General features: G+C 67.9%; 24 protein-coding genes. 11 read left to right on the top strand and 13 right to left on the bottom strand.

The genetic code is table 11. From position 1 onward, the window contains the following. Positions 1 to 9: 9 nt before the first annotated feature. Genes FHS29_RS12160 through FHS29_RS12170 form a run of 3 tightly spaced genes read right to left on the bottom strand, consistent with a single transcriptional unit; the run spans position 10 to position 952 of the window. On the bottom strand, positions 10 to 339 hold the full coding sequence (locus tag FHS29_RS12160; protein WP_184690680.1) for a hypothetical protein: 330 nt from the start codon (positions 337 to 339) through the stop codon (positions 10 to 12). Continuing rightward, entirely contained in the window at positions 336 to 671 is a 336-nt protein-coding gene (locus tag FHS29_RS12165) for a WhiB family transcriptional regulator (protein ID WP_184690681.1), read from the bottom strand. Before FHS29_RS12165 ends, FHS29_RS12160 begins: the two co-directional genes overlap by 4 nt. Next, positions 668 to 952, bottom strand: coding sequence for a helix-turn-helix domain-containing protein (locus tag FHS29_RS12170; protein ID WP_312864874.1), 285 nt, complete (start codon positions 950 to 952; stop codon positions 668 to 670). The genes FHS29_RS12165 and FHS29_RS12170 overlap by 4 nt, the downstream gene beginning before the upstream one ends. Positions 953 to 1,101: 149 nt before the next feature. Between FHS29_RS12170 and FHS29_RS12175 the strand changes: the two genes are divergently transcribed. Then, positions 1,102 to 1,476 (top strand): helix-turn-helix domain-containing protein, encoded by a 375-nt coding sequence (locus FHS29_RS12175; RefSeq protein ID WP_184690683.1) that lies wholly within the window; start codon positions 1,102 to 1,104, stop codon positions 1,474 to 1,476. A 147-nt stretch (positions 1,477 to 1,623) separates the two neighbouring features. Beyond that, the gene (locus FHS29_RS12180; protein WP_184690684.1) at positions 1,624 to 2,787 is read left to right on the top strand and encodes an NsdA family TPR-like regulatory protein; all 1,164 of its coding nucleotides are present in this window, start codon (positions 1,624 to 1,626) and stop codon (positions 2,785 to 2,787) included. Here the strand turns inward: FHS29_RS12180 and FHS29_RS12185 are convergent. Beyond that, on the bottom strand, positions 2,773 to 3,336 hold the full coding sequence (locus tag FHS29_RS12185) for an NUDIX hydrolase (protein ID WP_312864875.1): 564 nt from the start codon (positions 3,334 to 3,336) through the stop codon (positions 2,773 to 2,775). The genes FHS29_RS12180 and FHS29_RS12185 overlap by 15 nt on opposite strands. 63 nt (positions 3,337 to 3,399) lie before the next feature. After that, positions 3,400 to 4,734, bottom strand: a complete 1,335-nt coding sequence (locus FHS29_RS12190) for a YopA family protein (protein WP_184690686.1) — start codon at positions 4,732 to 4,734, stop codon at positions 3,400 to 3,402. A gap of 555 nt (positions 4,735 to 5,289) precedes the next feature. Between FHS29_RS12190 and FHS29_RS12195 the strand changes: the two genes are divergently transcribed. Both FHS29_RS12195 and FHS29_RS12200 read left to right on the top strand, forming a co-directional pair. Next, the gene (locus FHS29_RS12195) at positions 5,290 to 5,811 is read left to right on the top strand and encodes a helix-turn-helix domain-containing protein (protein WP_184690687.1); all 522 of its coding nucleotides are present in this window, start codon (positions 5,290 to 5,292) and stop codon (positions 5,809 to 5,811) included. Next, on the top strand, positions 5,811 to 6,467 hold the full coding sequence (locus tag FHS29_RS12200; RefSeq protein WP_221455764.1) for a nucleotidyl transferase AbiEii/AbiGii toxin family protein: 657 nt from the start codon (positions 5,811 to 5,813) through the stop codon (positions 6,465 to 6,467). The genes FHS29_RS12195 and FHS29_RS12200 overlap by 1 nt, the downstream gene beginning before the upstream one ends. 699 nt (positions 6,468 to 7,166) lie before the next feature. Here the strand turns inward: FHS29_RS12200 and FHS29_RS12205 are convergent. Further along, entirely contained in the window at positions 7,167 to 7,619 is a 453-nt protein-coding gene (locus FHS29_RS12205; protein ID WP_184690689.1) for a hypothetical protein, read from the bottom strand. A gap of 211 nt (positions 7,620 to 7,830) precedes the next feature. On the opposite strand from FHS29_RS12205, the gene FHS29_RS12210 reads away from it, so the two are divergent. Then, a complete protein-coding gene (locus FHS29_RS12210; RefSeq protein WP_184690690.1) occupies positions 7,831 to 8,472 on the top strand; it encodes a hypothetical protein in 642 nt (213 codons plus the stop codon). Positions 8,473 to 8,620: 148 nt separating this feature from the next. Here FHS29_RS12210 and FHS29_RS12215 read toward each other — a convergent pair whose 3' ends face one another. Continuing rightward, positions 8,621 to 9,244, bottom strand: coding sequence for a maleylpyruvate isomerase family mycothiol-dependent enzyme (locus FHS29_RS12215; protein ID WP_312864876.1), 624 nt, complete (start codon positions 9,242 to 9,244; stop codon positions 8,621 to 8,623). 404 nt (positions 9,245 to 9,648) lie between these two features. Here FHS29_RS12215 and FHS29_RS12220 point away from each other — a divergent pair, with 404 nt between their 5' ends. Together FHS29_RS12220 and FHS29_RS12225 are read left to right on the top strand one after the other, a co-directional pair. Beyond that, complete coding sequence (locus FHS29_RS12220) at positions 9,649 to 10,461, top strand: hypothetical protein (RefSeq protein WP_184690691.1); 813 nt, start codon at positions 9,649 to 9,651, stop codon at positions 10,459 to 10,461. Continuing rightward, positions 10,458 to 11,339: a hypothetical protein gene (locus FHS29_RS12225; protein ID WP_184690692.1), complete on the top strand. Its 882-nt coding sequence runs from the start codon at positions 10,458 to 10,460 to the stop codon at positions 11,337 to 11,339. Before FHS29_RS12220 ends, FHS29_RS12225 begins: the two co-directional genes overlap by 4 nt. Positions 11,340 to 11,433: 94 nt before the next feature. Here the strand turns inward: FHS29_RS12225 and FHS29_RS12230 are convergent, their stop codons facing one another. Further along, a complete protein-coding gene (locus FHS29_RS12230; protein WP_184690873.1) occupies positions 11,434 to 11,856 on the bottom strand; it encodes a VOC family protein in 423 nt (140 codons plus the stop codon). A gap of 89 nt (positions 11,857 to 11,945) precedes the next feature. Continuing rightward, complete coding sequence (locus FHS29_RS12235) at positions 11,946 to 12,443, bottom strand: pyridoxamine 5'-phosphate oxidase family protein (RefSeq protein ID WP_184690693.1); 498 nt, start codon at positions 12,441 to 12,443, stop codon at positions 11,946 to 11,948. 585 nt (positions 12,444 to 13,028) lie between these two features. On the opposite strand from FHS29_RS12235, the gene FHS29_RS12240 reads away from it, so the two are divergent. From FHS29_RS12240 to FHS29_RS38095, 4 genes are all read left to right on the top strand, one after another. Continuing rightward, a complete protein-coding gene (locus FHS29_RS12240) occupies positions 13,029 to 14,135 on the top strand; it encodes a sugar ABC transporter substrate-binding protein (protein ID WP_184690694.1) in 1,107 nt (368 codons plus the stop codon). A gap of 77 nt (positions 14,136 to 14,212) precedes the next feature. Next, the gene (locus FHS29_RS12245; RefSeq protein WP_184690695.1) at positions 14,213 to 15,109 is read left to right on the top strand and encodes a helix-turn-helix domain-containing protein; all 897 of its coding nucleotides are present in this window, start codon (positions 14,213 to 14,215) and stop codon (positions 15,107 to 15,109) included. Between the two features lie 178 nt (positions 15,110 to 15,287). Continuing rightward, the gene (locus FHS29_RS12250; RefSeq protein WP_184690696.1) at positions 15,288 to 17,189 is read left to right on the top strand and encodes a S8 family serine peptidase; all 1,902 of its coding nucleotides are present in this window, start codon (positions 15,288 to 15,290) and stop codon (positions 17,187 to 17,189) included. 146 nt (positions 17,190 to 17,335) lie between these two features. Next, positions 17,336 to 17,536, top strand: a complete 201-nt coding sequence (locus FHS29_RS38095) for a phosphatase PAP2 family protein (protein ID WP_376774420.1) — start codon at positions 17,336 to 17,338, stop codon at positions 17,534 to 17,536. A gap of 53 nt (positions 17,537 to 17,589) precedes the next feature. On the opposite strand, the gene FHS29_RS12260 is transcribed toward FHS29_RS38095, so the two are convergent. The 4 genes from FHS29_RS12260 to FHS29_RS12275 all read right to left on the bottom strand — a co-directional run bounded on the left by FHS29_RS12260 (position 17,590) and on the right by FHS29_RS12275 (position 23,743). After that, positions 17,590 to 19,320, bottom strand: a complete 1,731-nt coding sequence (locus tag FHS29_RS12260; protein WP_184690697.1) for a sigma-70 family RNA polymerase sigma factor — start codon at positions 19,318 to 19,320, stop codon at positions 17,590 to 17,592. A gap of 104 nt (positions 19,321 to 19,424) precedes the next feature. After that, on the bottom strand, positions 19,425 to 21,968 hold the full coding sequence (locus FHS29_RS12265) for an ABC transporter substrate-binding protein (RefSeq protein WP_184690698.1): 2,544 nt from the start codon (positions 21,966 to 21,968) through the stop codon (positions 19,425 to 19,427). Positions 21,969 to 22,193: 225 nt separating this feature from the next. Next, a complete protein-coding gene (locus FHS29_RS12270; protein ID WP_184690699.1) occupies positions 22,194 to 22,937 on the bottom strand; it encodes a GAF and ANTAR domain-containing protein in 744 nt (247 codons plus the stop codon). After that, positions 22,934 to 23,743 carry a GAF and ANTAR domain-containing protein gene (locus FHS29_RS12275; protein WP_312864878.1) on the bottom strand — a complete coding sequence of 270 codons (810 nt, stop codon included), beginning with the start codon at positions 23,741 to 23,743 and terminating at the stop codon, positions 22,934 to 22,936. The genes FHS29_RS12270 and FHS29_RS12275 overlap by 4 nt, the downstream gene beginning before the upstream one ends. Positions 23,744 to 23,756 lie beyond the last annotated feature (13 nt).

Raw genomic sequence — 23,756 nt, forward strand, 5'->3', positions numbered from 1 at the left:
TCAGGGTGCTCACCGCCGACCACCCCTACCACGCGAACCATCCACCGCAGTCACCGTGAGCGCCTTCGTCAGGCTGTACGCGGCGAACAACGCCGGCAGACCCAACACCACCCACAGCAACGTGGAGTCCCGACCGTGCGTGATCACAAGCCACTGAAGGCCCACGATCACTCCAGTCGTTACGAGCACCCGCCCCGTCAGTGACAGCAGACGAGCACTCGCACGCGCCGCATCGGCAGCGGCCTTGGCACGACGGGAACCGGCCCGCCATACCAACACCAGCGCCAGCAAGACACCCAACCCGGCCAACACCTGGGTAGCCGTCAAGTCGACCGTCATGACAACGGCCCCCTCTTGCCGCCCATCCGCTCACGCCGGGTGAACCAAACCCGGTGCAGCGCCTGAAACTCCTCATCGGACAGACCACTGCACACCCCACCGCTGTACGGCTCAGGCGTACGCAACTCCAACTCCAGACATGCACGCCACACCGGACACCCGACCGCCGACGGCACCGACAGCCCTCCACGCGCCACGGGTTCGGCATCCGGCCCGTACAGCCATACACACTCGGCAGCTCGGATGACGATCTCCAACACCACGTCATCCGGTACGGCGGCCAGCCGATCCAGATCGGCCGCAATCTCCTCGTACCGGGCATCGGAGGTCACCACGAGGCACCTCCGGTCACTCGTGCGACCTCCCGAGCGGTTCGCCGCTCGGCCGCCAGACCGGCGACATCAACGACACCGCCGGAGTTCACTGCCCGTTCGACCATCTCCTCAACGGCACGGGCGGGGACGACGTACCGGGTGCGCACCCGGACGGCGGGGAACGCGTCGTCACGGATGGCCCGGTACAGGGTGGATGGATCGATGCGCATTAGCCGCGCGGCCTCAGGCACCGTGTAGAACGTCGGCGAGCATGCGCCCGCACCACTTGTCGTGTTCACAGGACACCGCCTTGAAGACTGATTTCACCGCACTAGAAGCTGAGATAGGTGGTGATCGGCAGTGAAAATGCGCTGATACCGCTGATCACCCGCAATCTGCTCTGACCGGCGCGCTAATGTCGGCGCTCAGGCGGAGCGCGGAGGCGGATGTGAACGAGGACTGGTCGGCGGTCGCGCGCGCGATCAACGCCCGGACCAGAGAGCTGTCGATGAGGCAGCGGGAGCTGTCGGAGAAGTCCGGCGTATCGCTGGCGATCGTGCGGGAGATCCAGCAGGGCCGGATCGAGCGGCGACGCAACCCACGAACTCTGGAAGCCCTTTCGACCGCTCTCGAATGGCACCCACAGCACTTGACGGCGGTGCTCAACGGCAAGGAACCGCCGCACGTCGAACCGTCGGCCGTGTCCGCCGAAGACCCGGTCGTCCCGCTGCTGAACGCGATCATCCGGGAGATCAGGGGCCTTCGAGCCCAGATCGGTGTTCTCGCAAATCGCCTTGATGACCGACCACGAAAAGACGAGTAGCTTGCGGTAGCTGGCTGGCGTTCGCCTGCTTGTCATGGCAACAGCAGACCGCCGGGAAGGGGGTCCAGATAATTGCCGGCGACTAACACGCCTGCTGTTAGGTGGAGTTAAGTACGCAGGTCACGGCCTCAGGGGACGGGGGAGAACGTGGCGAAGCGACAGCGGGGCGGACCGCCTCTCACGCGCCTACAGGGCATCCGTGAAGCGTCAGGCAAGACGCAGGACCAGGTGGTGCGCTACCTCCGCACTCGTGGGCCGCAGCTCGGGGTGTCGGTCGCGTCGGAGTCGTCGCTGCACATCATGCTGTCGAGGTGGGAGAACGGGCACGTAGAGGTCACAGAACCTGGTTATCGCCGCTTGTTCCGTGAGTTCTACGGTCGGTCCAATGAAGAACTGGGCTTCCCGTCCGACTTGCTCAACGAAAGCACCGAAGAACTACGGGACCGACTGGTCATCGCGCGGAGTGTGGATCGCGAAACTCTCGACCTGTTCCAGAGTCAAGTCAACGGCATCCGTGGTTCCGACAAGCGATTCGGTGCGGTCGCCGCGCTCGACCAGCTCGACAACCTCATCAAGCAAATGGAGCAGATGCGGTCTTTCAGCACCAACACTGAGCACCGCAAGCGCTTAGCCGCAACCCTGACCGATGCTCGTACCCTCGCTGGTTGGAAAGCTCTCGACCGTGGTTCTCAGACTCAAGCTTGGGAATACCACGAAGACGCCAAAGTTTCCGCACAGCAGGCGGACTCCCCGTATCTGTTGGCGCATGCCGCAGCTCAACAAGCCGTAATACTGCTGGACATCGGCGAGCCGGCTGCCGCAGTAGAACTCTTAGAATATGCTCGCTATGTAGCCGAAAACCGAGCGCCTTCACTGATGCAGGCATGGCTCACAGCGGCCCATGGCGAAGGGCTCGCTGCCGCAGGTCGACACGACGATGCTCTACGTGCGTTCGACGACGCACACTCTCTTCTGCCGCAGGACCCGGCCGATCCAGAGCTGCCCTTCCTCCTACTCAACGACGCACACCTTTCCAGGTGGCGTGGGAGCGCGCTACTGCGCTTGGGAGACCACGAGGCAATTGAAGAACTGGAAGCAGCCGCACAGAAACTGCACACGTCGCCGAGTTCGGCAGTACGGGGCCAAGTGGGTATGTTCACCGACTTGGCCTTTGCGTACGCCGCCGCTGGCGATAGCCGGATGGCTCAGGAGTACGCACGGAAAGCGCGTCGTCTCGCAGCCCAAATCGGCTCCGACCGTCAACGGCGGCGGCTCGCAAACCTCGAACTACCCGAGTCAGGTAGTCCCTGAATTGCGCGAAGCCAAGTAGAACAACAACGGCACGATAGCTCCGGACCCCAACACCTCACCGCGCTTCACAAGCTCAAGCATGCGGTTGATCGGAATCCACTCGATCCGAGCAGCCTCTTCGGCGTCTGTAGGCTCCCCAACCTTCTCGGCCTGACGCCAGATATACGCGTTGACCGGAGCATCCACCATCCCCGGCAACGGCTGAAAAGAAGCAAGATGCTCCGGCTCCCCAACCGGTCGCCACCCAGTCTCTTCTTCGGCCTCCCGCGCAGCAGTAACGGCCGGATCCTCGCCCTCCTCGACGAGCCCACCAATAAGCTCATACCCCCACTGATCCACCGCGAACCGATACCGCCAGAGCGTTAGTACCTCTTCACGATCATTTAGCAATAGTGCAACGGCGACATGGTGAAGCGTGACAACGTGGTGCTCGAACCGGTTACCGTCAGGCGGTTCAACGTCCACCAGCTTCAGTTTTATCCAATAATTGTCGTAGATCTCCCGCTCGCCGTGGATGTTCCATTTCAGTTCCTCTGGGTAGTCTGACACGTCCGCAAGTCTACGAGAGTTGCTCGCCCAAGTCATTGCCCAAGGGGAGTTGGCCGGTAGCCGTCACCCCCATGGGACCGGGTGCGTGTCTCCAGCCCATCTTGGGGAGGCCATTCGAGAGCTGTATTGCCCCTTGTAGTCGAGCCAATAGAGGATGCAGGTCTCAAGAAAGTAGTGGGCTACGATTCTGCACTCGATCCATTGCTTGGCGGACCAGGAGAGGATTCTTTGGCTCGTGGGATGCATCACCTCGTTGCGGATCTTTGTTATGCAACCGAGTGCATCGCGCGTCACCCCGTCCCTACTCTTCAAGGAATCGCTGACATCTTGAAGGAATTCGAAGTGCCCGGGAATCGACATGTCGATTTTGGCGGCGTTCAGTATTCTCCCGATCAGGATATCCGCTGATGTGTTTCTAAAATAGTTTCCGGAAACCTCCCGATTTTCGACTACCAGTATGTTGTGTGCAAGGAGGAGAAGTCCTGTTACGTACCCGCCTACGGCCAGCTCGGGGTCGGGGCTTCGGTTAGCTTGTATTAGATACTTCAGAACTAATCTCAGTACGTCAGCTTTCAGCTCGTTTGTGCAAGTGGCAAGTACTTTTCTTCCGAGTTCTGTGAACTGTGTGTTTGCGATGTGGCTGTCGCGAAATGACTCAATAGGCTCAGCTGGGTCGACCCTTGCGCTGTCCCACTGTGTCCAGACCGCTTTGCGAGCGCTACTCCCGATCGGTAGCAGCGCGCTGGTGTGTCTCCCTGTCATAAGGGAGAAAGCAAAATTGAGACTCTTTAGTATGGTTCGAAAGTCTTCGCTTCTGAACTCTTTGTTATCGAACCTGCTGATTCGCCCTATGTGAGTGATTCCGTATCCGCGTGCGTTGATTAGGGATTTGTGGTAGTCGCGATCGGCATGTGCGAGCTTGTCCAGTCGAATTCGCCAATCGCCGAACGATATCTCCGTCCGTGCTCTCGCTATGCGGTTTCCGCCGTAGCGCACGAGTAAACCATCGTTCGACCTCCAGCCATTAGGGAGCAGGAAGTGCACCGCTGTCATTGTTCTGCTGGGGGCTAGCTCGAACCGCTGTAGTGATTGTTCGAGTATTTGGTAGTCATCGTTTGGCGTATCTTCTTCGTATGCCTTGTATTCGCGAGAGGCGGCGGCCGAACTGGGGAGATCGAAGTCTTTCGGCAGTTCGAGGTGTGGTAGAGGTTTCCAGATCGGGCCACTATCGTCCAAAAATTCATCGAGTAGGTTCGGCGGAGGTTCCTTTCCTCCTGATGCATGCAGCTGTACGTATGGCTTCCAGTTGAAATGGATGGTCCCAGTAAATGGATTTTCAGCCGCTGGGTCCAATTTGAAAGTTGTTTTCGCTAGAACGATCTGTTCATCGATTCCCATTCGCAGGTAAGGATGGTCGAGGCAGTCGGTCGCTTTGCGAACCTTGCTCGACTGGTCGCTTGGTGGGCTCGTGGGGTAAAATGTGAGGGGTCCGTCAGTTTTCTCGTTCGCAGGGTCGTGTGACTCACTCATTTTCCCTCTGTATGGTTGAGTAGTCGGGTGAAAGTAAGCTACATCCTCTAGGTACTTCGCGCAGCCTCAACCGGGTTGGACTGCTGAAGTCCCGAGAGAGGCCAGAGCTTGTCCATGAGGCTGTCCATGAACCACCTCCTGAGTTGCCTCTGATACCAAGATCGTCCCACTTGGGGCTAGCCTCAACCCAGGTCGCCATAGGTACCTTGGCTACGTAGCCGACTCAAAATCCGTCCAGTGTGCGTTCGAGTCGCACCGGGGGCACATCGCATTCGCCTACATCGGCCTCTGACCTGTGATCTTCCGGTCGAGGGTCGATCTTGTCCCCACCTGGTCGGTTCGTCGGGTGTCGGACCAGTTACGGGTTGTTGTCGTTGAGCCGACCGCGTACTGTATCCCTTCGGATACGTCGCTGGAGGCAGCATGGCGGACATGACGGAGATGCTTGTCCAAGCGAGGCGCGCTGCGGGGCTCAGTCAAGAGGAACTCGCACGTCGAGCAGGTACTTCGCGGCCGACGCTGTCCGCCTACGAACACGGACGGAAGTCGCCCACGGTGGACACGTTGGGGCGGTTGCTGGCTGAAGCCGGTCACGACTTGGTAGTCGTGCCCGTGCCGCAGGTTGTCGAGCACGTGACTTCGCGGGGTCGCGTGGTCTTCACGTTGAGTGAGCTTCCTCGGCTTCCGGTGGACCGGGCTTTTTCCGTCGTGACCCTGCCGATCCACTTGAACTGGTCCGCGCCGGAGCGGCGGTTCAACCTGGCCAGCCGGTCCGAACGGGCGCGCGTCTACGAGATCGTGCTTCGCGAGGGTGGGCCGGAGGACGTGATCACGTACGTGGACGGTGCTCTTCTCATCGACTTGTGGGACGAACTCGTCCTTCCTCGTGACGTCCGAGCCGCTTGGTCCTCGGTTGTCGGTCGTGCCGGGGCAGAGGCCGCGTGATGTCCGACGAGTCGTCTCCGGAGGGCTTGACCGACTTCCAGGTCGAGGTGGCCAGGGTGTTCTTCGGCCTTGCGGAGAGCGAGGGGTTCCTGCTCGCGGGCGGCGCGGCACTGGTGGCTCAAGCCTTGACCGACCGGCCCACACAAGACTTGGACTTCTTCGCCGGTCCTGATAGCGGAAGTGTTGTTGTCGCTCGGGACGCCTTCGAAACGGCCGCGCAAGAGCGGGGCTGGTCTGTGCGGCGCGTGCGGGACGGGGTGACGTTCTGCCGGCTGGTGGTTTCCGGGTCGGATTCGTTGGTGGTCGATCTCGCGCTGGACACGCCTCCCAGCAGGCCGCCTACAGCCAGCTTCATCGGGCCGACGTTCGACTTGGAGGAGCTGGCTGGCCGTAAGACGCTCGCCCTGTTCGACCGTGCGGAAGCTCGCGACTTCACGGACGTCTACGCGTTGGTCCAGCGTTATGGCAAAGAACTACTGCTTGCCCGCGCCGCTGAAGTCGACATGGGGTTCGACATGGCGGTCTTCGCGCAGATGCTCGGAACGCTGTCCCGCTTCGAGGACGGCGAACTCCCCATCCCCGGTGGCCGAGTGTCGGAACTCCGATCGTTCTTCGCGAGCTGGGCCGTCGAGCTGGTCGACAGCCTCGCTAGTTGATCATCCTTTGTGGATCGGTCGTCCATGGAGGTGTCCATGAACCGCTGTGCTGCCGTGCCTGGTCTACCTCAACCGGTGCAACTACGAGGCTCAGTCGCCAGTGGTGATGTCGATCGCCTGGCTTGCAGGTGGACTCAAAATCCGTCCAGTGTGCGTTCGAGTCGCACCGGGGGCACATACATGTCACGCACCGGCCGTCATCCGTGGTTGTGGTGCATCTGTCCGCAAGGTCCGGTTCGTCGGATCTGTCCGAGCGGTACGGGCCGTGGGAGATCGTGCACGGGCGGCTGCGGTTGTGGACCGCCGAGGGCACCTGGCAACGGACCCCGGACCGGGTGATCGTCAAGGACGGCCCGGTCGGAGAGTCGGAGCGGATTGCCCTGGCGCGCAAGAAGATGGTCATCGCCGGAACCGGCACGTCGACCCCGCACCGAGCTGCGTGGGGCCGAGGAGTCGGGCGTCGAGACGATGACCGGCGAAGCTTTGACGTTGCTGTACAACAGGTTCCGTGTCGCTGACAACCTCAAGGGGTGGTCCTCCGCGAGCGGGAGAACCACCCCTTGGGGTGCGCCGGTTGACCAGCGGATCGATCAGAAACCGGTCAACAGGCGAACGGCTCGGCTGCCGGGTTGCCGAGGCGCCGGCGGGCGGCAGGTCGCCGGGATGGTGGCTGCAGGCGCCCGGCTCGGCTCCGCGCGGCTAGCAACGTTGCCAGGAGCCCCAGTTGCCGTTGCCCGGATCGATGCTGCACCAGAACGAACCTCCCCCGGAGGCCACGTACACCTCGACCAACCGCATTCCGGTGCTCTGGTCCCAGTGCACGTTGGAGATGAGATCCGCCCTGCCGTTGTGCGGCATCTGCTTCCACCCGCCGCTGCCCGGCCACGCGTGCCAGATCGTGCGGTCGGGCGCGATGCCGAAGGCTTCCAGTCGGCCACTGAGGAACCAGTTGACCTCCCAAATGGTCGTGGCGTCGCGGAACGTTCCCGTGTAGCCGTAGTAGGTGGCCTGGTACGACAGCGCTCCGACCGGATCGGCCGCAGTGGTCGGTGACGCGGCGACGGCGGTGGCCGGCGACATGACAGCCACCAGCGCGGCGGCCAAGAACGTTCCCGACAACAGTCGCGCCGTTCGGCGCAGCAGAGTCGACATGGATGAACTCCCCTCTTCGAAGAACAAGTCAGCGATCGACCGCGGTGACACACCGATGTGCCACCGGATTTCCCCCACTCGAACCAAATGCCGGTCATATCCGCAACCGGCGGATGGCCGTGTGGATCCAGCGTGGCAAGGGGCGCGCCGGCCTGCCAAGGGCATCGGCCTGTCCCGGACAGCTCACCGGTGTCCTGCCTGGCAGGCGGCTGTGTCCGGTCCGCCGGACAAGACCGGGAGGGCACTGGCCGGACGTGGTGCGATCATCCATGATGAACCGATGACCTTGAATGAGATCCAGCCGGAGTCGGCGCACGACGTTCCGAAGTTCATCGGCCTGCTGCGGCTGCTCAAACAGCATTCCGGCCGCACTCTGCGCCAACTGGAGGAGAAGGCGGCGGAACAGGATTCGGTGCTGCCTCGAAGCACGGTGGCCGACATGTTGCGCGGCACAGGCCTGCCCCGACCGGAATTGCTCGCGGCGTTCGTGCGAGCCTGCGACGACGAGCAGCGGCTGGCGCAGTGGTTACGCGTGCGCGAGCGCCTGGCCGTCGACCCGCACCTCGACCCGAGCCCGGCGGCCACCGCTCTCGACCGCGCTCACGACGCGGATCCCGTGCTTGCGGCCGAGCCCTCGCGGTGGGGTGCGCGGGCGGTCGCGGCGTCGGTCGTCGCCGTGCTCGCGGCGATCGTCCTGTTGCTGGCCGTGGTGATGTCGGTGAGGACGGCGGGCTCGGACGTGGAGATCGTGGAAGGCCGGCACGCGCCGTCGACCAGCTCGAGCGGTGACGATCACCGGGTTCTCTCTGTCGGCGGAGATGGTCACCGGTTCAGCGGCGGGAGTCGCACGTGACATCCGCAAGCACGTCGCACGTACCGCATCGCTGGTGAATCGGCACCCGGCGGCACACGGTCGCGGGGGTTCGGGGGTGCGGGTGGGTGCCGGTCGTCGGTCTCGTGTCGTGGTCGGGTGCTGTCCGGCGAGGGGGTGGTGTGGGTGGTCAGGCAGTCGTCAGCGTGAGGACTCCGGGCCCGTCGAGTTCGTCGAGCGTCACCCGTCGCCCGGAGAGTGCCAGTAGCAGCGCGAGCGCGGTTCCGCGCACTTCCGGGCCGTCTCCGACCGACAGGTCGGCGTCTGTCGCCGTGAGCCGGAGGCGGGCCGCCAGTTCCTTGGCTCCACCGAAGGATGCCGGGGTGCGGGCCTGGAGGCGCAGCGACCTCACGACGACCTCTCGCGGGTAGGCGCGGGTGAGGCCCAAGGGTCGGCGGATGTCCTCGCCGTGGACGACCTCCTCGACCAGTCGGCTCTCGAGGTGCGCCGGAGGGGTCGACGTCCGGGTCGCCACCTCGCGAAGCCGCTCCAACGTCTCCTGGGGCGAGGCGCCGCGCTCGCGTTGCACCCCGCGTGCGTTCTGCCGGTGGAAGTCGAACCGCGCCCGGACGAGGCCGGCCACGAAACCGAGGCGGGTGGTCCGGGCGGTGTCGACCAGGTGGGCCACCACGTCGTGCACCGTCCATCCCGCGCACAGCGACGGCTTCGCCCATTGCGCGTCATCGAGGTGCGCGAGGTCGTCGATCAGGGCCGCCCGCTCCGCGTGCACCATCGACCAGACGTCGTCCTTCACGGCTTCTCCTTCGCTCGCCCGCAGTGTGTCCGTCGGGTGAGACTCGCGGCACGGCCGGAAGTCGTCGCTCGGTGAGCCGGATCACCGTGACGAGCCCGGATCACTTCGGAGACCACTTGCCCGCCACGTGTTCCGAAGGTTCCTCGGCCGAGGGGCTGGGCGGCTCGAATTGTCGCCGCACAGACCGAGAAGCGTGCACGGAAGCTGATAGTTGTTCATCGAAGTGCCCGCTCGTTCCACACGACCGGTGATCGTCGTCGAGGCGCTCGATGATCAGCCACCCAGATTCGGAGCCGGTAGCGTCTCGAATTCTATATGACCCTTTCGGGTGAACGGGCGTAACGCTCACGGAGGCTGCGGGCGAATTCCGGGATGAAGGGTGTTCGTGGCGGAGGTGATCGGTGATGATCCCAGGCTGGCGTGCGTTCAGCGCGGCTTCGAGTGCGCTGGTGCTCCTGGTCGGCTGCGGTTCGTCCGCGGATTCGGGTCGCGGAGCGGCGTCCGACACCGGAACCAGCGCGACCGTTGATACCCGGCTGGACACCATCGGCCCGGAACCGACCGACACCGCCGAGCGCACGCGGGGGAACGGCGATCCCCCGGTGATCAACGTCGGCGGCGCGCGACTGGATGGCAAATCCGACACGACGGCGTGGCCACCGAAATTCGAACTGTACGAGGGTCAATCGAAGGCGGCACTCTGCAAGGCGTTCGCTCTCGGTGCGGATGCGTCCGTTCCCGTCACGGTGGACGTTTCGCTTTCCAGCAGCCAGTTCTTCAAGCTCCTGCCGGGCGGGGAGAATTGCAACAACACCAACCAGGGCGACTGTCGCGGCTTCACTTTCCGGCCAGGGGATCGGGCGACTCAGGGATGCCGGGTCAACATCGAGGCGTCACGCCCCTCCGGCGGTCGGGCCCAAGCCACGGTGACGTTCACCTTCCAGAGCCGGTGCACGTCGACGGCCGGGAAGCCGTGCGACGATCCGAAGGTCGCCGCCGCTGCGCCGTCGTCCGGCAACCCGGTCCTGGTCGCGTGGACGCCACAGGTGGACGCCGTGACGGCAGAGGCGATCCCGTGCCTCCTGGAGGAGCGTGAGTTCGTCGACGGCCGATGGGTCTGTCCCTCGACGGAGGGGTCGTCGAAGTCCACGCCGCCCAGCACCGCCCGGACCACAGCCGTCCCGACCAGCCGGGTCGCGGTGCCGCCCACCACATGACGACCCGTGCCTCCCGAACCGAGTCCGGGACGCTTCTCGACCGGCTGCAGTCGTTCGCCACGATCGCCGCACCCACCACGCTCGTGGCCGCGTTGCTGTTCTACTTCGGCTACGTCTCGACGCTGGTGCGGTACGAGTACTTCGGGGTCGACCTGAACGCGCTCGACCTGTCGACCATCGAACTCCTGCTGCTGGGCACGGAGGTCATCTTCCCGCCGGTCGCCGGCCTGCTCACGCTCCTCGTCCTGGGTCTCGTCGCTCACCGCGGCGTACGGGCGCTGGTGCGACGGCCGAGGTCATGGGCGCCGAAGGTCGTCGGTGCGCTCCTGTCGGTCCTCGGCGCGGCCCTGTTCGCGCGGGCAGTCGTCGGCATCCTGGTGGTGCGCGTGTCGCGCGACGAATTCCCCGGTGTGACCGCCATTTCGCTGGGTTTGGGCCTTCCGCTGCTCGTCTACGGGGTGTGGACGTACCGCTACCACGCCGGACCGAAACGCGGCCGGTCCAGGTCTTCGGACGCGCTGCTGGTGACCGCGCTCGGCGCGATCGTGGTGCTCGGCCTGTTCTGGGCGACGAACAACTTCGCGGCGGCATACGGACGCGGCAGGGCCGCCGAGCTGGCCGCCGCACTGCACACCCGACCGCTCGTGGTGCTGGACCTGGAGCAACAGCTCTACCTGCCGGACGGCATCAGGGGAGTGCACCAGTTCCCGCTGCCGAACTCGGACGGCCGGCGCTTCCGCGTGCGGTGCCAGGGCCTGCGCCTGCTGACCGAGGCCGGCGGGCGGCTCTTCCTCGTCCCCGACCAGTGGACGGGAACGAGGAGGACCGTCGTGGTGCCCTACGACGAGTCCGTTCGGATCCAGTTCCTGCCCGGGTGAGTTGTGCTCGCCGAAGAGTCGTCGTGCACCCTGGGGCGGCCGTGGCGGATGGGCGTTGCCCTTCTTCGCGAACGCCGTGCGGTTCACCGGCGGGTCACTTGATCGACTCGGCCAGCGCGACGATGATGCCCGCGGGGCCGCGGAGGTAGCAGAGCCGGTAGCTGTCCTCGTACCGCACGACCTCGCCGACGAGTTCGGCTCCGTGTGGCCGCAAGCGGTCGAGGATGTCGTCGATGTTCTCGACGGCGAACATGACGCGATGGCTGCCCAGCGTGTTCGCCGGAGCGCGCGGGTCACCCTCTCGGCTCGACGGCGTCTGGTACTTGGTCAGCTCAAGCCGTCCGTGGCCGTCCGGGGTGCGCATCATCGCGATGTCCGATCGGACTCCCTCCAGCCCGACGAGGCGATCCACCGCGCTGCCCTCGACTGTCGCCTCGCCTTCCAGCTCCAGGCCGAGTTCGGCGAAGAACGCCTTGGCGGCCGCGAGGTCGTCGACGACGATGCTGATGTTGTCCATCCGCTGGATCGTCCCGCGCTCAGGGGCGGTGTCATTCACGCTGATCTCCTTCGGGGCAAGCGCTTTCCATCGGCGGCACGTGCGCGTGTTCAGGCTCGCCGGCGTTCCTCCTGCCGCTGCATGAGTTCTTCGATGGCGGTGGGCAGAGTGGTCTCGAAGTCGATCAGCTTGGCCCAGGTCGGCTTCACCACGACCCGGACCATGCCGTCGTAGAGCGACTTCACGCCTTCCTCCCACTCGGACCGTTGCTCGGGCGTCATCTCGTAGGTGCCGTTCCACCGGAGGTACTCGTCCGGGATGCCGTCGACGGCATCCAGCTCCGCCCGGCCGCGGATGAGCAGGATCCTCGGCGGGTGCGACTCGGTGTCGATCGTCAACGCGACCGCGGGGTTGCGGCGCAGCGCCGGGAGTTTCCGCGCGTTCGTCGCGGTGCACATGACGATTTCCTTGCCGTTCCAGACGATCCCGATCGGGATCGCGCGCGGGGTGCCGTCCAGTGCGGTGAACGCCAACCTGGCCAGGTCGCGGGCCAGCAGTTCCTGGCTGAGTGGACGGTTCAGTACCTCGTCAACGGCGTGCTGGTCCATGGTTAGAGCCCCTCGGTCGTCGTAGCGGCGGGCGCTGGATCCGGCGCGGTGATGTCGGTGCCGTAGATGTGGATGACATCATCGTCCAGCAGGCACTGGTCGCTGCGGGCATGGCGTGGCCACCATGCCAGGGCCGGCACTGCACATCCACCGCGCGCCCGGAATCGAGGCCGGCGTCCTTCTCGACTTCCGGCGGCATGTCTGTCTACCCAAGGCGACCCGCCGGACGCTACACGCTGAAGTGATCGACCCTGTTCGGGACACGAGTGCTCGACTGGTGGGGCTCCCGCAATCCGTAGTCGTGAGGGACTCCTGGGTTCGAGCTCGGGAGATGCACGCCGATGCCGCTGGTCGCCGGGGCCGAACGGGAAGCCGGTGGCTGCCCTCCTTGGCGGCTGGGCATCTGCGCCTTCTGCGTTGTTGACCGCAGAACTGCGTGTTGGCGCTGGTCCGAGTCGGGCATACCCGGGCCACTGAGCACGCTGGTGCCCGGATGTGCGGAACCATCGTCGGGTGGACGGGGTCGGGCAACGGGCGCACGCGTCGTCCGCGGGGTCGGTGGTGCAGGCGGGTCGGGATGTCACGATGACCGTCGAGCACCACGTGCACCCGGCGGCGGTGTGGCCGGTGTGGGTGGGGATCGCGGTGGCGGTCACGGCCGTGGGTGGGCTGGCGATCGCGGACGTGCTGGCGGGCGGGGTGCTGCTCCGGGCGGTACCGGTCTGGACGATTCCGGTGGCGTGCGCGCTGGTCGCGGCTTTGCTGTCGTTGCGGCGGAAGCACCGCAGGAGTCCGTCGCGGCAGGTGTTCTTCGTGACGTCGGCCTTCAGCCAGAAGTACTGGCTCGCCGGACTCGTGCAGCGCCTGCACGGTGTGCTGGACCGCAACGGCATCGACCTCGTGCTGAAGGTGCCCGACCGGGACTACGACGCCGCCGCCCAGGCACACCACCTGCGCCGGATCGTGACCGCGAGCCGCGACTACGTCGGCGGGTTCGTGCTCGCCTCCGAGGTGCACCGGCTGCGGCCGGACCTGGTCGAGTTCTGCGCCGAACTGGCGGTGCCGGTGGTGTTCACCGACGTGGAGCCGTTCGACGACGAATCCCGCTACCCCGACAACGCGGCCTTCGTCGGCTACCTCAGCGCCGACATCGGCACGCTGGCCGGTCACTGGCTGGTGGCGCACCTGAAACCGAAGGGCTTGCCGCGACCGCACGTGCTGATCGTGGCCAGTCGGGAGCACCGGGACCGGCAGGAGCAGTGTGCGGCGGTGCTGCGGGACGGTCTGACCGACGTCGTGATCACCGTCCACGACGGCTGTGCGTTCTGCCGCTCGCGCGCCTACGACGCGGTGTGCTCCCACGTCGACCTGCTCGACCCGGGTCGGGACCGCTTGGACGCCGTGTTCTGCACCAACGACGAGATGGCGCTGGGCGCGGTCGACGCGCTCCGGGCGGCGAACTCGCCGGTCACCGCCGACACGGTGGTCATCGGCGTGGACGGCACGCTGGAGGTGCGGACCATGATCGACGACGGCACGAGTCCGCTGCGGGCCACCGTGGTGCAGGACTCCCACCGGCTCGCGGAGTGCGCCTTCCACGTGCTGGAGAGGATGCACAACCACCGCGAGACGTCCAAGCGCACCATCCTCAACCCCGAGGTCTACCAGGGACGCACCACCGGCGGCGGCTGACCGTCCGGCGCGCGACGGGTGCGTGGGATGCCGACTGATGCTGGAAACCGTGCTCCGGTCGGACTACTGTCCGGTAAGTGCCCGAGTCGGCCGAAGTCCGCCTGAGCCCGTTCGCCGAGGCGCTGCGTGGTGCGATCCGGCAGCGCGGCGCGACGTTGGAGCGCCTGGCCGAGCACCTGCGGGACAAGGGGACGCCGGTCAGCCTCGCCACCCTGAGCTACTGGCAGTCCGGGCGCAGTCAGCCCGAGCGGGCCGTGTCGCTGGCGGCGCTGCGCAACGTGGAGCGGTTCCTCGGCATGCGCAGCGGCGAGCTGGCCGGGTTGCTGGACGCGCCGCGGCCACGCGGCAGGCTGGCCCACCGGGTGCCGACCCCCGTGCCGATGTCCAAGGTGTGGCCCGACGCGCGGTCGCGGCACCGGGCGTTGGACGGGCTGAGCCCGCGCGACGAGACCCGGCTGACCAGGCTGAGCATCGTGTCGCGGCTGGAGATCGGGCCGGACCGCACCGAGCGGCACCAGTGGAACCGGAACATCCTGCGGGCCGAGGAGGACGGCGTCTCCAGCATGGTGCTGCTGTTCTGGGCCGACTCGGACCAGCCGCCGCCGGTCCTGGTGCCCACCCGCAACTGTTCGATCGTCGCGCTGAACCAGGACGAGGAGGCCGGTCTGGCGGCGGCCGAACTGCAATTCCCGCGACCGCTGGTCCGGCACGAGACGATCATCGTCGAGTACGAGATCGAGCAGCCCGGTTCGTTGCCCGCGACCAATCACGAACGGCGCGGGCGGATGCCCACCCGGGAGATGCTGATCGAGGTGAAGTTCGACCCGCGCGCATTGCCGGCGCGCTGCGAGCAGTTCTCCGAGATCGGCGACAGGCACCTGGTGCGTCCGCTGACCTGGGACGACACCTACACCGTGCACGCCCTCGGATTGGACCTGCGACCCGGCGCGTTCGGGATTCGCTGGGAGTGGTGAATTTTAACTGTTAGCCGGGAAGCGCTTTAAGTATTAACCGGGGTTGACCGATCCGCTCTGTTCAAACGCGGTTCCGGGTGTCAGGATTCCGGCGCGCAGCAACCCTGCTGGACGGGTCGAGCAAGCCGGCCGATTCGTCCACGCGCTCCATCCCTGCACAGTGAGGAATCCGGCTGGAATGAAGCACACCCTCTTGCGGGCGGCGGTGCTGGTGGTCGCGACGGCCGCCGGCGTGGCCACTGCCGCCCTCCCCGCCTCCGCCGACGCGACGATCCAGGGCGTGGACGCCCCGGGCGCCATCAAGGACCGCTACATCGTCAAGCTCAAGGACGTCCGGTCCGCCGCGGCGGTCACCGGCAAGCACGGTGGGCGCGTCCGGCACAAGCTGGACATCATCAACGGCTACTCGGCCGAGATGACCCTCGCCCAGGCCAAGGCCGTCGCCGCCGACCCGGCCGTGGCCTCCGTCGAGCAGGCGTACCGGATGGTCGTCCAGGACACCCAGAACAACCCGCCGAACTGGGGCGACGACCGCATCGACCAGCGCGACCTGCCGCTGAACGGTTCGTTCAACTACCCGTCCAACCCTGGTCAGGGCGCGCACGTCTACGTGCTCGACACCGGCATCAACGCCAGCCACGTGGATTTCAGCGGCCGGATCGCCGCCGGCGCGGACCTCGTGGACAACGACTCCACCCCGCAGGACTGCCACGGCCACGGCACGCACGTCGCGGGCACCGCAGCCGGCACCACGTACGGCATCGCCAAGAAGGCCACGGTCCACGCCGTCCGCGTGCTCGACTGCCAGGGCTCCGGCGCCAACGACGACATCATCGCGGGCATCAACTGGGTCAAGAACAACGCCGTGAAACCCGCCGTGGTCAACTACAGCATCGGCTGCTCGCAGCGGTGCTCCGACGCGTCGGTGGACAACGCGGTCAGGTCGCTGATCTCCAGCGGCATCCAGTTCGTCCAGGCGGCGGGCAACTCGACCGACGACGCGTGCTACTACAGCCCGCAGGCCGTGCCCGAGGCGATCACCGTCGGCAACGCCAACCGGACCGACAACCGGTCCTCGTCCAGCAACCACGGCACGTGCCTGGACCTGTTCGCGCCCGGCGAGAACATCGTGTCGGCGTCGCACTCCGGCAACACCGGCTCGGCGACCATGACCGGCACCTCCATGGCGTCCCCGCACGTGGCGGGCGCGGCGGCGGTGTACCTGGCGAAGAACCCGTCGGCGAGCTCGGCGGCCGTGCGCGACGCGTTGGTGGGCAACGCGACGCCGAACAAGCTCAGCGGCATCGGCAGCTCGCCGAACCGCCTGCTGTACACCGCGTTCATGAACGGCACGACCCCACCGCCTACCGGCTGCGCGGGCACGAACGACGCCGACCACGCGATCAACGACAACGCGACCGCCGAAAGCCCGGTCACGCTGGACGCGAAGTGCGGCACGGCGGCGGCCAACGCCACGGTGGACGTGAACATCGCGCACACCTACGTCGGTGACCTGATCGTCTCGCTGGTCGCGCCGGACGGCAGCGCGTACGTCCTGCACAACAACGCGGGTGGCGACGCCGACAACCTCGTGCAGACCTACACCGTGAACCTGTCCAGCGAGGCGGCGGCCGGCACGTGGAAGCTGCGGGCGCAGGACACCGAGACCAACGACGTCGGCCGGATCGACAGCTGGACCTTGAGGTCCGGCGCCACCCTGGGCGGCGGCGGCACGACCTGCGCCACGCTGTCCAACGGCACGGACGTGGCGATCGCCGACAACCGCACGGTGGAGAGCACGATCACCAGCACCTGCACCGGCACCGCGTCGGCGACGAGCACCGTGACGATGTCGATCCCGCACACGTTCCGGGGTGACCTGGTCATCGACCTGATCGCGCCGGACGGGAGCGCGTACCGGGTCAAGAACTCCGACGCCAACGACAGCGCGGACAACGTGACGGGCACGGTGACGCTGAACCTGTCGTCGGAGTCGCGTTCGGGCACCTGGAAGTTGCGGGTGCAGGACGTGGCCGCCAACGACACCGGAACCATCGACAGCTGGTCCCTGACTCTCTGACCAGTGTGTCCCTGCCACGAACGGCCCCGGCTCCGGCCGGGGCCGTTCGTGGTTCTCCGGCTGCGGCAGCAGAGCGGAGCGTGGGTGGTCGCCGGCCGGAGGTGGAGGTCGGCCGGTGCCGAGCGTGGGCGGTGCCGAGCGTGGGGGTGGTGCTCGCGGTCTTGATGGCGTTTGCACGAGTGTTCGTCGGGGCCCACTACCCGCATGATGTGATGGTCGGCCTGCTGCTCGGCGCGATCGTGGCGTGGCCGGTCGTCCGGCTGTGCACCACAGTGCTGCTCACTCGGTTCGCGGGGCACCGAGTGGTCGGCAGGCTGTTGCTCGCCACGCCGCCCGCTCCGCGGTAGTCGGAGCGGGTCAGGCGGACGGTGCGCCGTCCACCAGATCGGTGGAGGTGCGGCTACTTCTTCGGCGTGATGGTGATGGGCAGTTCCACCCGCGCCGGCGGGACCTGGCCGGAGGTGGCCGTGCCGGTGATGGTGCCGCTGCTCGACTTCGGGCCGGCGAGCAGCCGGAAGACGAACGTCACCGAGGCGCCGGCGGGCAGGTCCTGCCCCGCCGTGCACGTCACCGTGCCCTTGCCCGCCGGGCATCCCACGATCTGCGCCATCTCGCCGTCGAACCGCACCAGTGGCCCGCGGCGCAGGTTGCCGCCGGGCCCGACCACCTGGACGCCCTCGGGCAGGGAGAGCACGAGTGTCGCCGGGGGAACGGGAGTCCGGCCGGTGTTGCGGAGGGTGATCGGCAGGTCGGTCGGTGGTCCGCCGGTGGTGATGGCGAACCCGTCGGGCACGACCGCCACCAGTGGTTCCGGAGCGGGGTTCGCCGGGGGTTCGCCGGGGACCGTCCCGCCCGGCGGGACCGACGTGGACGTGCCGCCGGTGGGCGCCGTCGTGGTGGGGGAGTTCGGGTCGGAGGTCGTGGACGGGCCGGTCGGCGACGTCGTCGTGGTCGTGGTCGTGGTCGAGCCCTGCTGGCTCACGTTCGGCGTGGGCGGCGCGGCCTCGGCCGGCGGGACGGCGGTCTGCTGCCCGACGCCCAGGCTCCACACGACGGCGACCACCGCTGCGGTCGTGGAGGCTCCCGCGCCGAGCCAGTGCGAAGTCGACGTGACCGTGCCGGCCGTGCCGGCCGCAGTGGCCGCAGTGGCCGCAGTGGCTTCCGTCGCGCCCACGGTCGCCAGGTAGCCGGAGGTGCCGACACCGAGCACCAGCGGCGCGATGACCGCCCGCATCGTGCCGTTGACGTCGGCCAGCTCGTCGGCCAGGGCGCGGCAGTCGACGCACTTGTCCAGGTGGGCGCCCACCTGGGCGCTCTCCCGCCGGGCGAGCCCCCGGCGGGTCCACGCGCCGAGCTTGGCGACGGTGGCCCGGCAGCGGTTCGACGGGGTGCGCGCCAGGTGGGCCTGGAGGTAGGCCTTCTTGAGACCTTCGCGGGCACGGTGGGCGAGCGCGGCGGCGCTGTTGGCGGTGAGTCCCATCAGCGGCGCCAGTTCGGCCGGGGACTGGCCTTCGACCTCGGTCTGCCACAGCACGGTCTGCCAGCGTTCGGGCAGGCTGGCGAACGCCTTCGTGGCCAGCGAGCGCTCCAGCATCGCCACCGCCGGGTCGTGGAACGGCACGGCGGTGACGTCCTCGACGCCCGACACCGCCGTCACGTCGTCGGCCAGCCGCACCCGCTTCTCCCGCCGCGTCCGGTCGTAGGCGGTGTGCCGCAGCGCGGCGAACAGGTAGGCGCGGAACGCCGAGTCCGGGCCGCGCCCGGCGCGCAGCGTGTCGAGCACCTTGGCGAACGCCTCCGACACCAGGTCGTCGGCTTCGGCGCTCGACCAGGCCAGCTGCCGGGCGAGGTTCCGCGCGGCGTGCACGTGGCGCTCGTAGAGCTGCCCGTACGCCCCGGTCGCCCCGCTGCGCACGGCCTCGATCAGCTCGGCGTCCGAGGGCGGTCGGGGCGGTCCGGCGGCAGGCTCCGCCTGCGGGGTTCCCCCAGCTTCCGGAGCCTTTGCGGCCTCCCCAGCTTCCGGGGCCTCCGCAGCCTCCGGGCGGAGGGTCCGGTCGAGGTCGCCGCGCAGGGCGGCCACGTCGGCGGTCAGCCACCGGTCCAGGTCCTGCTCGTCGGGCTGGCCGATCACCGGACGCCTCCCCCTCGGTACGGTGTGTGAGGACTATCTTCCGGGACCATATAGAAGACCCGGCCGCCGGCTGCACCGACCAGCCCCCCGACCCGCCCGCCGGCTCAGGTGAACGCGACGACGTAGGTCAGCACGATGGCCAGGACGTAGGCCGGGTAGGCGATCCGGGCGGTGCGGGTCAGGGTCCGCTCCGCGTCGGTGTGGCCCTTCGACACCAGGCGTTTGCGCAGCATGGCGATGAGGACGCAGGTCGCCGCGAGGAAGATGAAGGCGTAGTAGCCCCATTCCAGCGCCACGGTGTAGCTGACCGACGGGAGCTGGGACGTCACGTTGTTCAGCAGGACGGCGGTGCTCAGGATTGCCGTCACGCCCATCGACACCGGGGCCGCGCCGTCGTTCGCCTTGAAGAACAGCGACAGGTAGGTGACGCCGATCAGCAGGATCAGCGGCAGCAGGTTCTTGACCAGGAACGGGACGACGTCGCGGGCCACCTGCACCTCGGCGGTGTACTGGCTGTAATAGACGCCGGTCGCCGCACCCGTGGCCAGGGCGTCGCCCAGGGCGTCGCTGCTGCCCACCGTGCGCTGGAAGAACCGGGCGGACTCGGCCTGCCAGTTGGGGATGGCGTTGATGTCCGCCTCGGCGTTCGTGCCGCTGCGCAGGTAGTCCTCGGGCGACTGGTTGAGGATCTCCTTGTCGGTGACGTAGACGACCTGGTCCGCGGTCCGGGTCCGGTTCTGCAACAGGACGTCCAGGTGCTGCCGGTCGAACGGGAAGCTGCGGAAGTCGAAGCTGTTCTTGAAGCGGTCCGCGACCCGGTAGAGCCGGTAGGTGTGGCCGTCCTCGGTCACGTCGCGCAGCGGGGTGCCCAGCTTCAGGTCGGGCTTGACGGCGTTGACGAACGTCACGTCGGACGCCACGTGGTCGCCGGTGTACTTGAGCCACAGGAAGAAGTCGACGAAGTAGGTGCCGTCGCGGGAGTCCAGGTCGCGGACCTCGTTGAGGTTGATGCCGGTCGCCACCACCTGGCGGCGGGTCAGGTAGCGGTCCGCGACGGCCACCACGGTGCCGTTCGCCAGGCCCTTGCGCAGCGCCTCGTCCGACGGCGGCTCGTAGATGGTCAGCTGCACGGGGGCGGAGACGAGCCTGGTGCCGTCGCTGGTCACGAAGGAGACCGACATCTGGGCCGAGCCGGTCGGGTTGAAGTACAGCGGACCCAGCAGGGCGGGGAAGGAGTTCTTCTTGTCCTTCAACGACAGCAGCGCGTCGCGGATGCGGCGGCGGTCGTCGGTGCGGTTCCGCCCGTAGTCCAGGCCGCCGGTGCGCATGGCGTGCAGCCCGACGTTGAGCGCCTGGCGGGCGGTCGCGGCCGGCCACAGCGGCCGTTCGCCGTAGCGCTGCTCGAAGTCCTTCGCCCACACCAGGGCCGGGCCGGACAGCGAGTCGGGGGCCAGCGGGGTGCCGAGGAACAGGTCGGCGGTGAACAGGCCGGGTCGGCCGCGCTCCCGTTCGGCCGCCAGCAGGGTGTCGTGGAACGCCTGCGTGCCCATCGACGCCGTGCCGAGGATCGGGGCGGTGACGCCGGCCTCGCGGAGGCGTTCGACCACCTCCGCGCCGTGGGCCTCGTCGGCGGCCAGCACGATCGGTGCGGCCGGGTCCTGACGGGTGAGCGCGTCGACGGTGCCGTCCAGGGACGCGTCCGAGATCGGCAGTTCGGCGGTGACGGTGCCGAAGGCGCCGAACGACGTCACGAACCCCTCGTGCGCGGACTGCCCGGACTCGTCGTCGGCGTAGGCGATGGCGGCCGTCCTCGCGCCCAGCACCCGGGCGGCGTAGACGGCCAGGAAGTCGCTCTGCGTGCGGTTGCCGAACATGCTGCGGAAGTACCAGTCGTTGTGGTCGGTGATGCGGGGTGAACTCGCGGTCGGGGTGATCGCGGGGATCCCGGCGGCGCGGTAGACCGGTGCGGCGGCCAGCGCGGTGTCGCTGGTCCCGTGGCCCACCACGAACAGCACCCGGCCCTCGCGGACGATCTCCTCGGCGATGCCGCGTGCCTTGTCGGGTCGGTCGGCGTCGTCGTACACCAGCAGTTCGACCGGGTGCCCCTGCACGCCGCCGGCGTCGTTGACCTCGTCGAGCCGCATCCGCAGGCTGCGTTCCACGTGGGCCGAGTTCACCGCGCCCGGGCCGGTCAGCCCGGCCACCAGCGCGACGTGCACCGGCTCGCCGCCTTCCCCACCCGAGGCCGACCAGACGCCGACCGCCCCGGAGAGCACCAGCGCGGCCAGCCCGACGGCCACCCACCTGCGCGGGCCGAACCGGCTGGTCCGCGGTCGCGCGGTGGCCCCCGGGCGGGGCGGCTCGACCAGGTGCCCCACCTCGGCCGGGGGGCGGCCCTCGACCCGCCGCAACGCCTTGAGCGCGCGGTCGGTCGCCGGGTCGGTGGTGAGCCGGTAGGCCCGTTCCAGGCAGAACCGCCGTTCGGCGTCGTCGGTGACCACCTCGGCCAGCCAGCGCCAGGCCGGTTCGTACTCGCGGTCCTCGGCCAGCGCGGCGCACAGCAGCTCCCTCGCCCGCGCCGGCTCCGATTCGCGCGACCTGATCGCCTGGTGGGTCAGCGCGACCGCGCTGACGGGTTCCTGTGACACGGGAGAGGCCTTCCGGAGTCGATCGGGCCGCGCGTGATCGGCACGTGCCGCTGATCGGACTATCGGCGCATCCGGGGCCGGCCGGTATCGCTCGATCAACTGAAACCCGCCGGCCGGGACCGCTGCCTTCGCGCCACCGGGAGTTCGGGCGGCTGCGACGGGTCCCGGGGCCGCCGACGCGCGGCGGGGGATCGGCCTGTCCTTTGTGGACGCTCTCCGGCGGGTTCACCGGTTCGCCCGGCTGTTGCCGGACGTGGTGTCGTGGATGGTCAGGGAGCCGTCGATGACCGCCTGGGCCACGTCCAGCAGCTTGCGGTTGGTGGTGCGGGCGTGCGAGCGGAGGGCGGCGAAGGCGGCGTCCACCGGGATCCGGAGTCGTTCGGCCAGCACGCCCTTCGCCTGTTCGATCAGGACCCGGCTGTTGAGCGCGGTCTGGAGCTGTTCGGTGACGACCTCGTGCCGGCGCACGATGCGCTCGTGCAGGATGCCGATGGTGGCCATGTCGGCCAGCCCCTGCCCCAGTTCCAGCGCCGACGCGCTCAACGCGCCGGTGGTGGAGGTGAACACGCTCATGGTGCCGATGACCTCGTCGCGCAGCCTCATCGGCAGGGCGTGCACCCCTTTGAACCCGGTGTTCAGCGCGGCCTCGGTGAACTGCGGCCATCGGCCGTCGGGCTCGTCGAGGTCGGCGCAGCTCACCAGGGCCCCGTTGCGGTAGCAGTCCAGGCAGGGGCCCTCCGAGTTCTGCAACTGGAACAGCTCCAGCAGCCTGGCCTCCTCGCTGGAGGCCGCGACCGTGGTCAGCGTGCCGTGGTGGTCGACCAGGAGCAGGCCGCAGGCCGTGACCCCCAGCAGGTCCGCGCAGCGGCGGGCGAGGAGGTCCAGGAAGTCGATCAGGTCGAAGTCGGCCACCAGGGTGTCGGCCAGCATGATGAACGTCTCCCGCACATGTCGGTCCTGGGTTGTCATCGGTCCTTGCCCTCCTCATTCCCGTCGCCGGGAGCATCGCCGTCCTCGGCGACCGCGAAACGCCGCGCCGCACGGTCCTGCCCGTCGCCGCCGAACCGCAACCGGCGGCCGACCACGTCGGCGGCCACCGCACCCAGCGGCCGGTCGCGGGCGAACGCGTGCGCGCGCAGCCGGGCCAGCGCGTCCGTGATGCTCAAGCCGAGCTGCACCGACACCATCCCGGCCGCTTGGTGCACGTGCGCGCCGTGCACGGCGAACCCGATGTCGAACAGCCGTGCCAGGGACGGGTTGATGTTGCCACTGCCGTCCAGGGCCAGCACCAGCACGGTGTCGGCGCACACCAAGGCCCCGGACAACTCCCCGCGGCCGGGCAGGCCCGGCCGGTCGCGGTAGCAGGCCAGCACGCCGAGCTTGGCCGCGCCCGCCCGGACCGGCATCGCGATCACCGACCGCACGCCCAGCCGGGCCGCCTCGGAGGTGAACACCGGCCACCGGGCGCAGGCCTCCGGGGCCCGCAGATCGGCCGTCAGCACCGGCGCACCCCACGCGAACGCGTCCAGGCCGGGGCCTTCGCCGACCGTGGACTGGAGTTCGTCGAGCCGACGGCTGTGCTCGTCGGTGGCGAACACGGGCTCGTGCGCCCCGCCGTCGCGCACCATGGACAGACAAGCACCGGTTGCCTCCGTCAGTTCGGCGCACACGACGCAGGCGTGCCGCACCGACACCGGCTCGCCCTCCCGCCGGGCGAGCGCGTGCAGTCGCGCCCAGACCTGCGTCGACGGTTCACCCAACGCGTGGATCGCCACGGCGTGGCCCCCC

This window comes from Saccharothrix tamanrassetensis (assembly GCF_014203665.1).
GTDB lineage: Bacteria > Actinomycetota > Actinomycetes > Mycobacteriales > Pseudonocardiaceae > Actinosynnema > Actinosynnema tamanrassetense.

Coding starts and splice junctions, on each gene's coding strand:
- FHS29_RS12160 (WP_184690680.1), bottom strand. CDS start 339: ATGACGGTCGACTTGACGGCTACCCAGGTGTTGGCCGGGTTGGGTGTC.
- FHS29_RS12190 (WP_184690686.1), bottom strand. CDS start 4,734: ATGGGAATCGATGAACAGATCGTTCTAGCGAAAACAACTTTCAAATTG.
- FHS29_RS12195 (WP_184690687.1), top strand. CDS start 5,290: ATGGCGGACATGACGGAGATGCTTGTCCAAGCGAGGCGCGCTGCGGGG.
- FHS29_RS12200 (WP_221455764.1), top strand. CDS start 5,811: ATGTCCGACGAGTCGTCTCCGGAGGGCTTGACCGACTTCCAGGTCGAG.
- FHS29_RS12205 (WP_184690689.1), bottom strand. CDS start 7,619: ATGTCGACTCTGCTGCGCCGAACGGCGCGACTGTTGTCGGGAACGTTC.
- FHS29_RS12220 (WP_184690691.1), top strand. CDS start 9,649: ATGATCCCAGGCTGGCGTGCGTTCAGCGCGGCTTCGAGTGCGCTGGTG.
- FHS29_RS12225 (WP_184690692.1), top strand. CDS start 10,458: ATGACGACCCGTGCCTCCCGAACCGAGTCCGGGACGCTTCTCGACCGG.
- FHS29_RS12230 (WP_184690873.1), bottom strand. CDS start 11,856: ATGGACAACATCAGCATCGTCGTCGACGACCTCGCGGCCGCCAAGGCG.
- FHS29_RS12235 (WP_184690693.1), bottom strand. CDS start 12,443: ATGGACCAGCACGCCGTTGACGAGGTACTGAACCGTCCACTCAGCCAG.
- FHS29_RS12240 (WP_184690694.1), top strand. CDS start 13,029: ATGACCGTCGAGCACCACGTGCACCCGGCGGCGGTGTGGCCGGTGTGG.
- FHS29_RS12250 (WP_184690696.1), top strand. CDS start 15,288: ATGAAGCACACCCTCTTGCGGGCGGCGGTGCTGGTGGTCGCGACGGCC.
- FHS29_RS12270 (WP_184690699.1), bottom strand. CDS start 22,937: ATGACAACCCAGGACCGACATGTGCGGGAGACGTTCATCATGCTGGCC.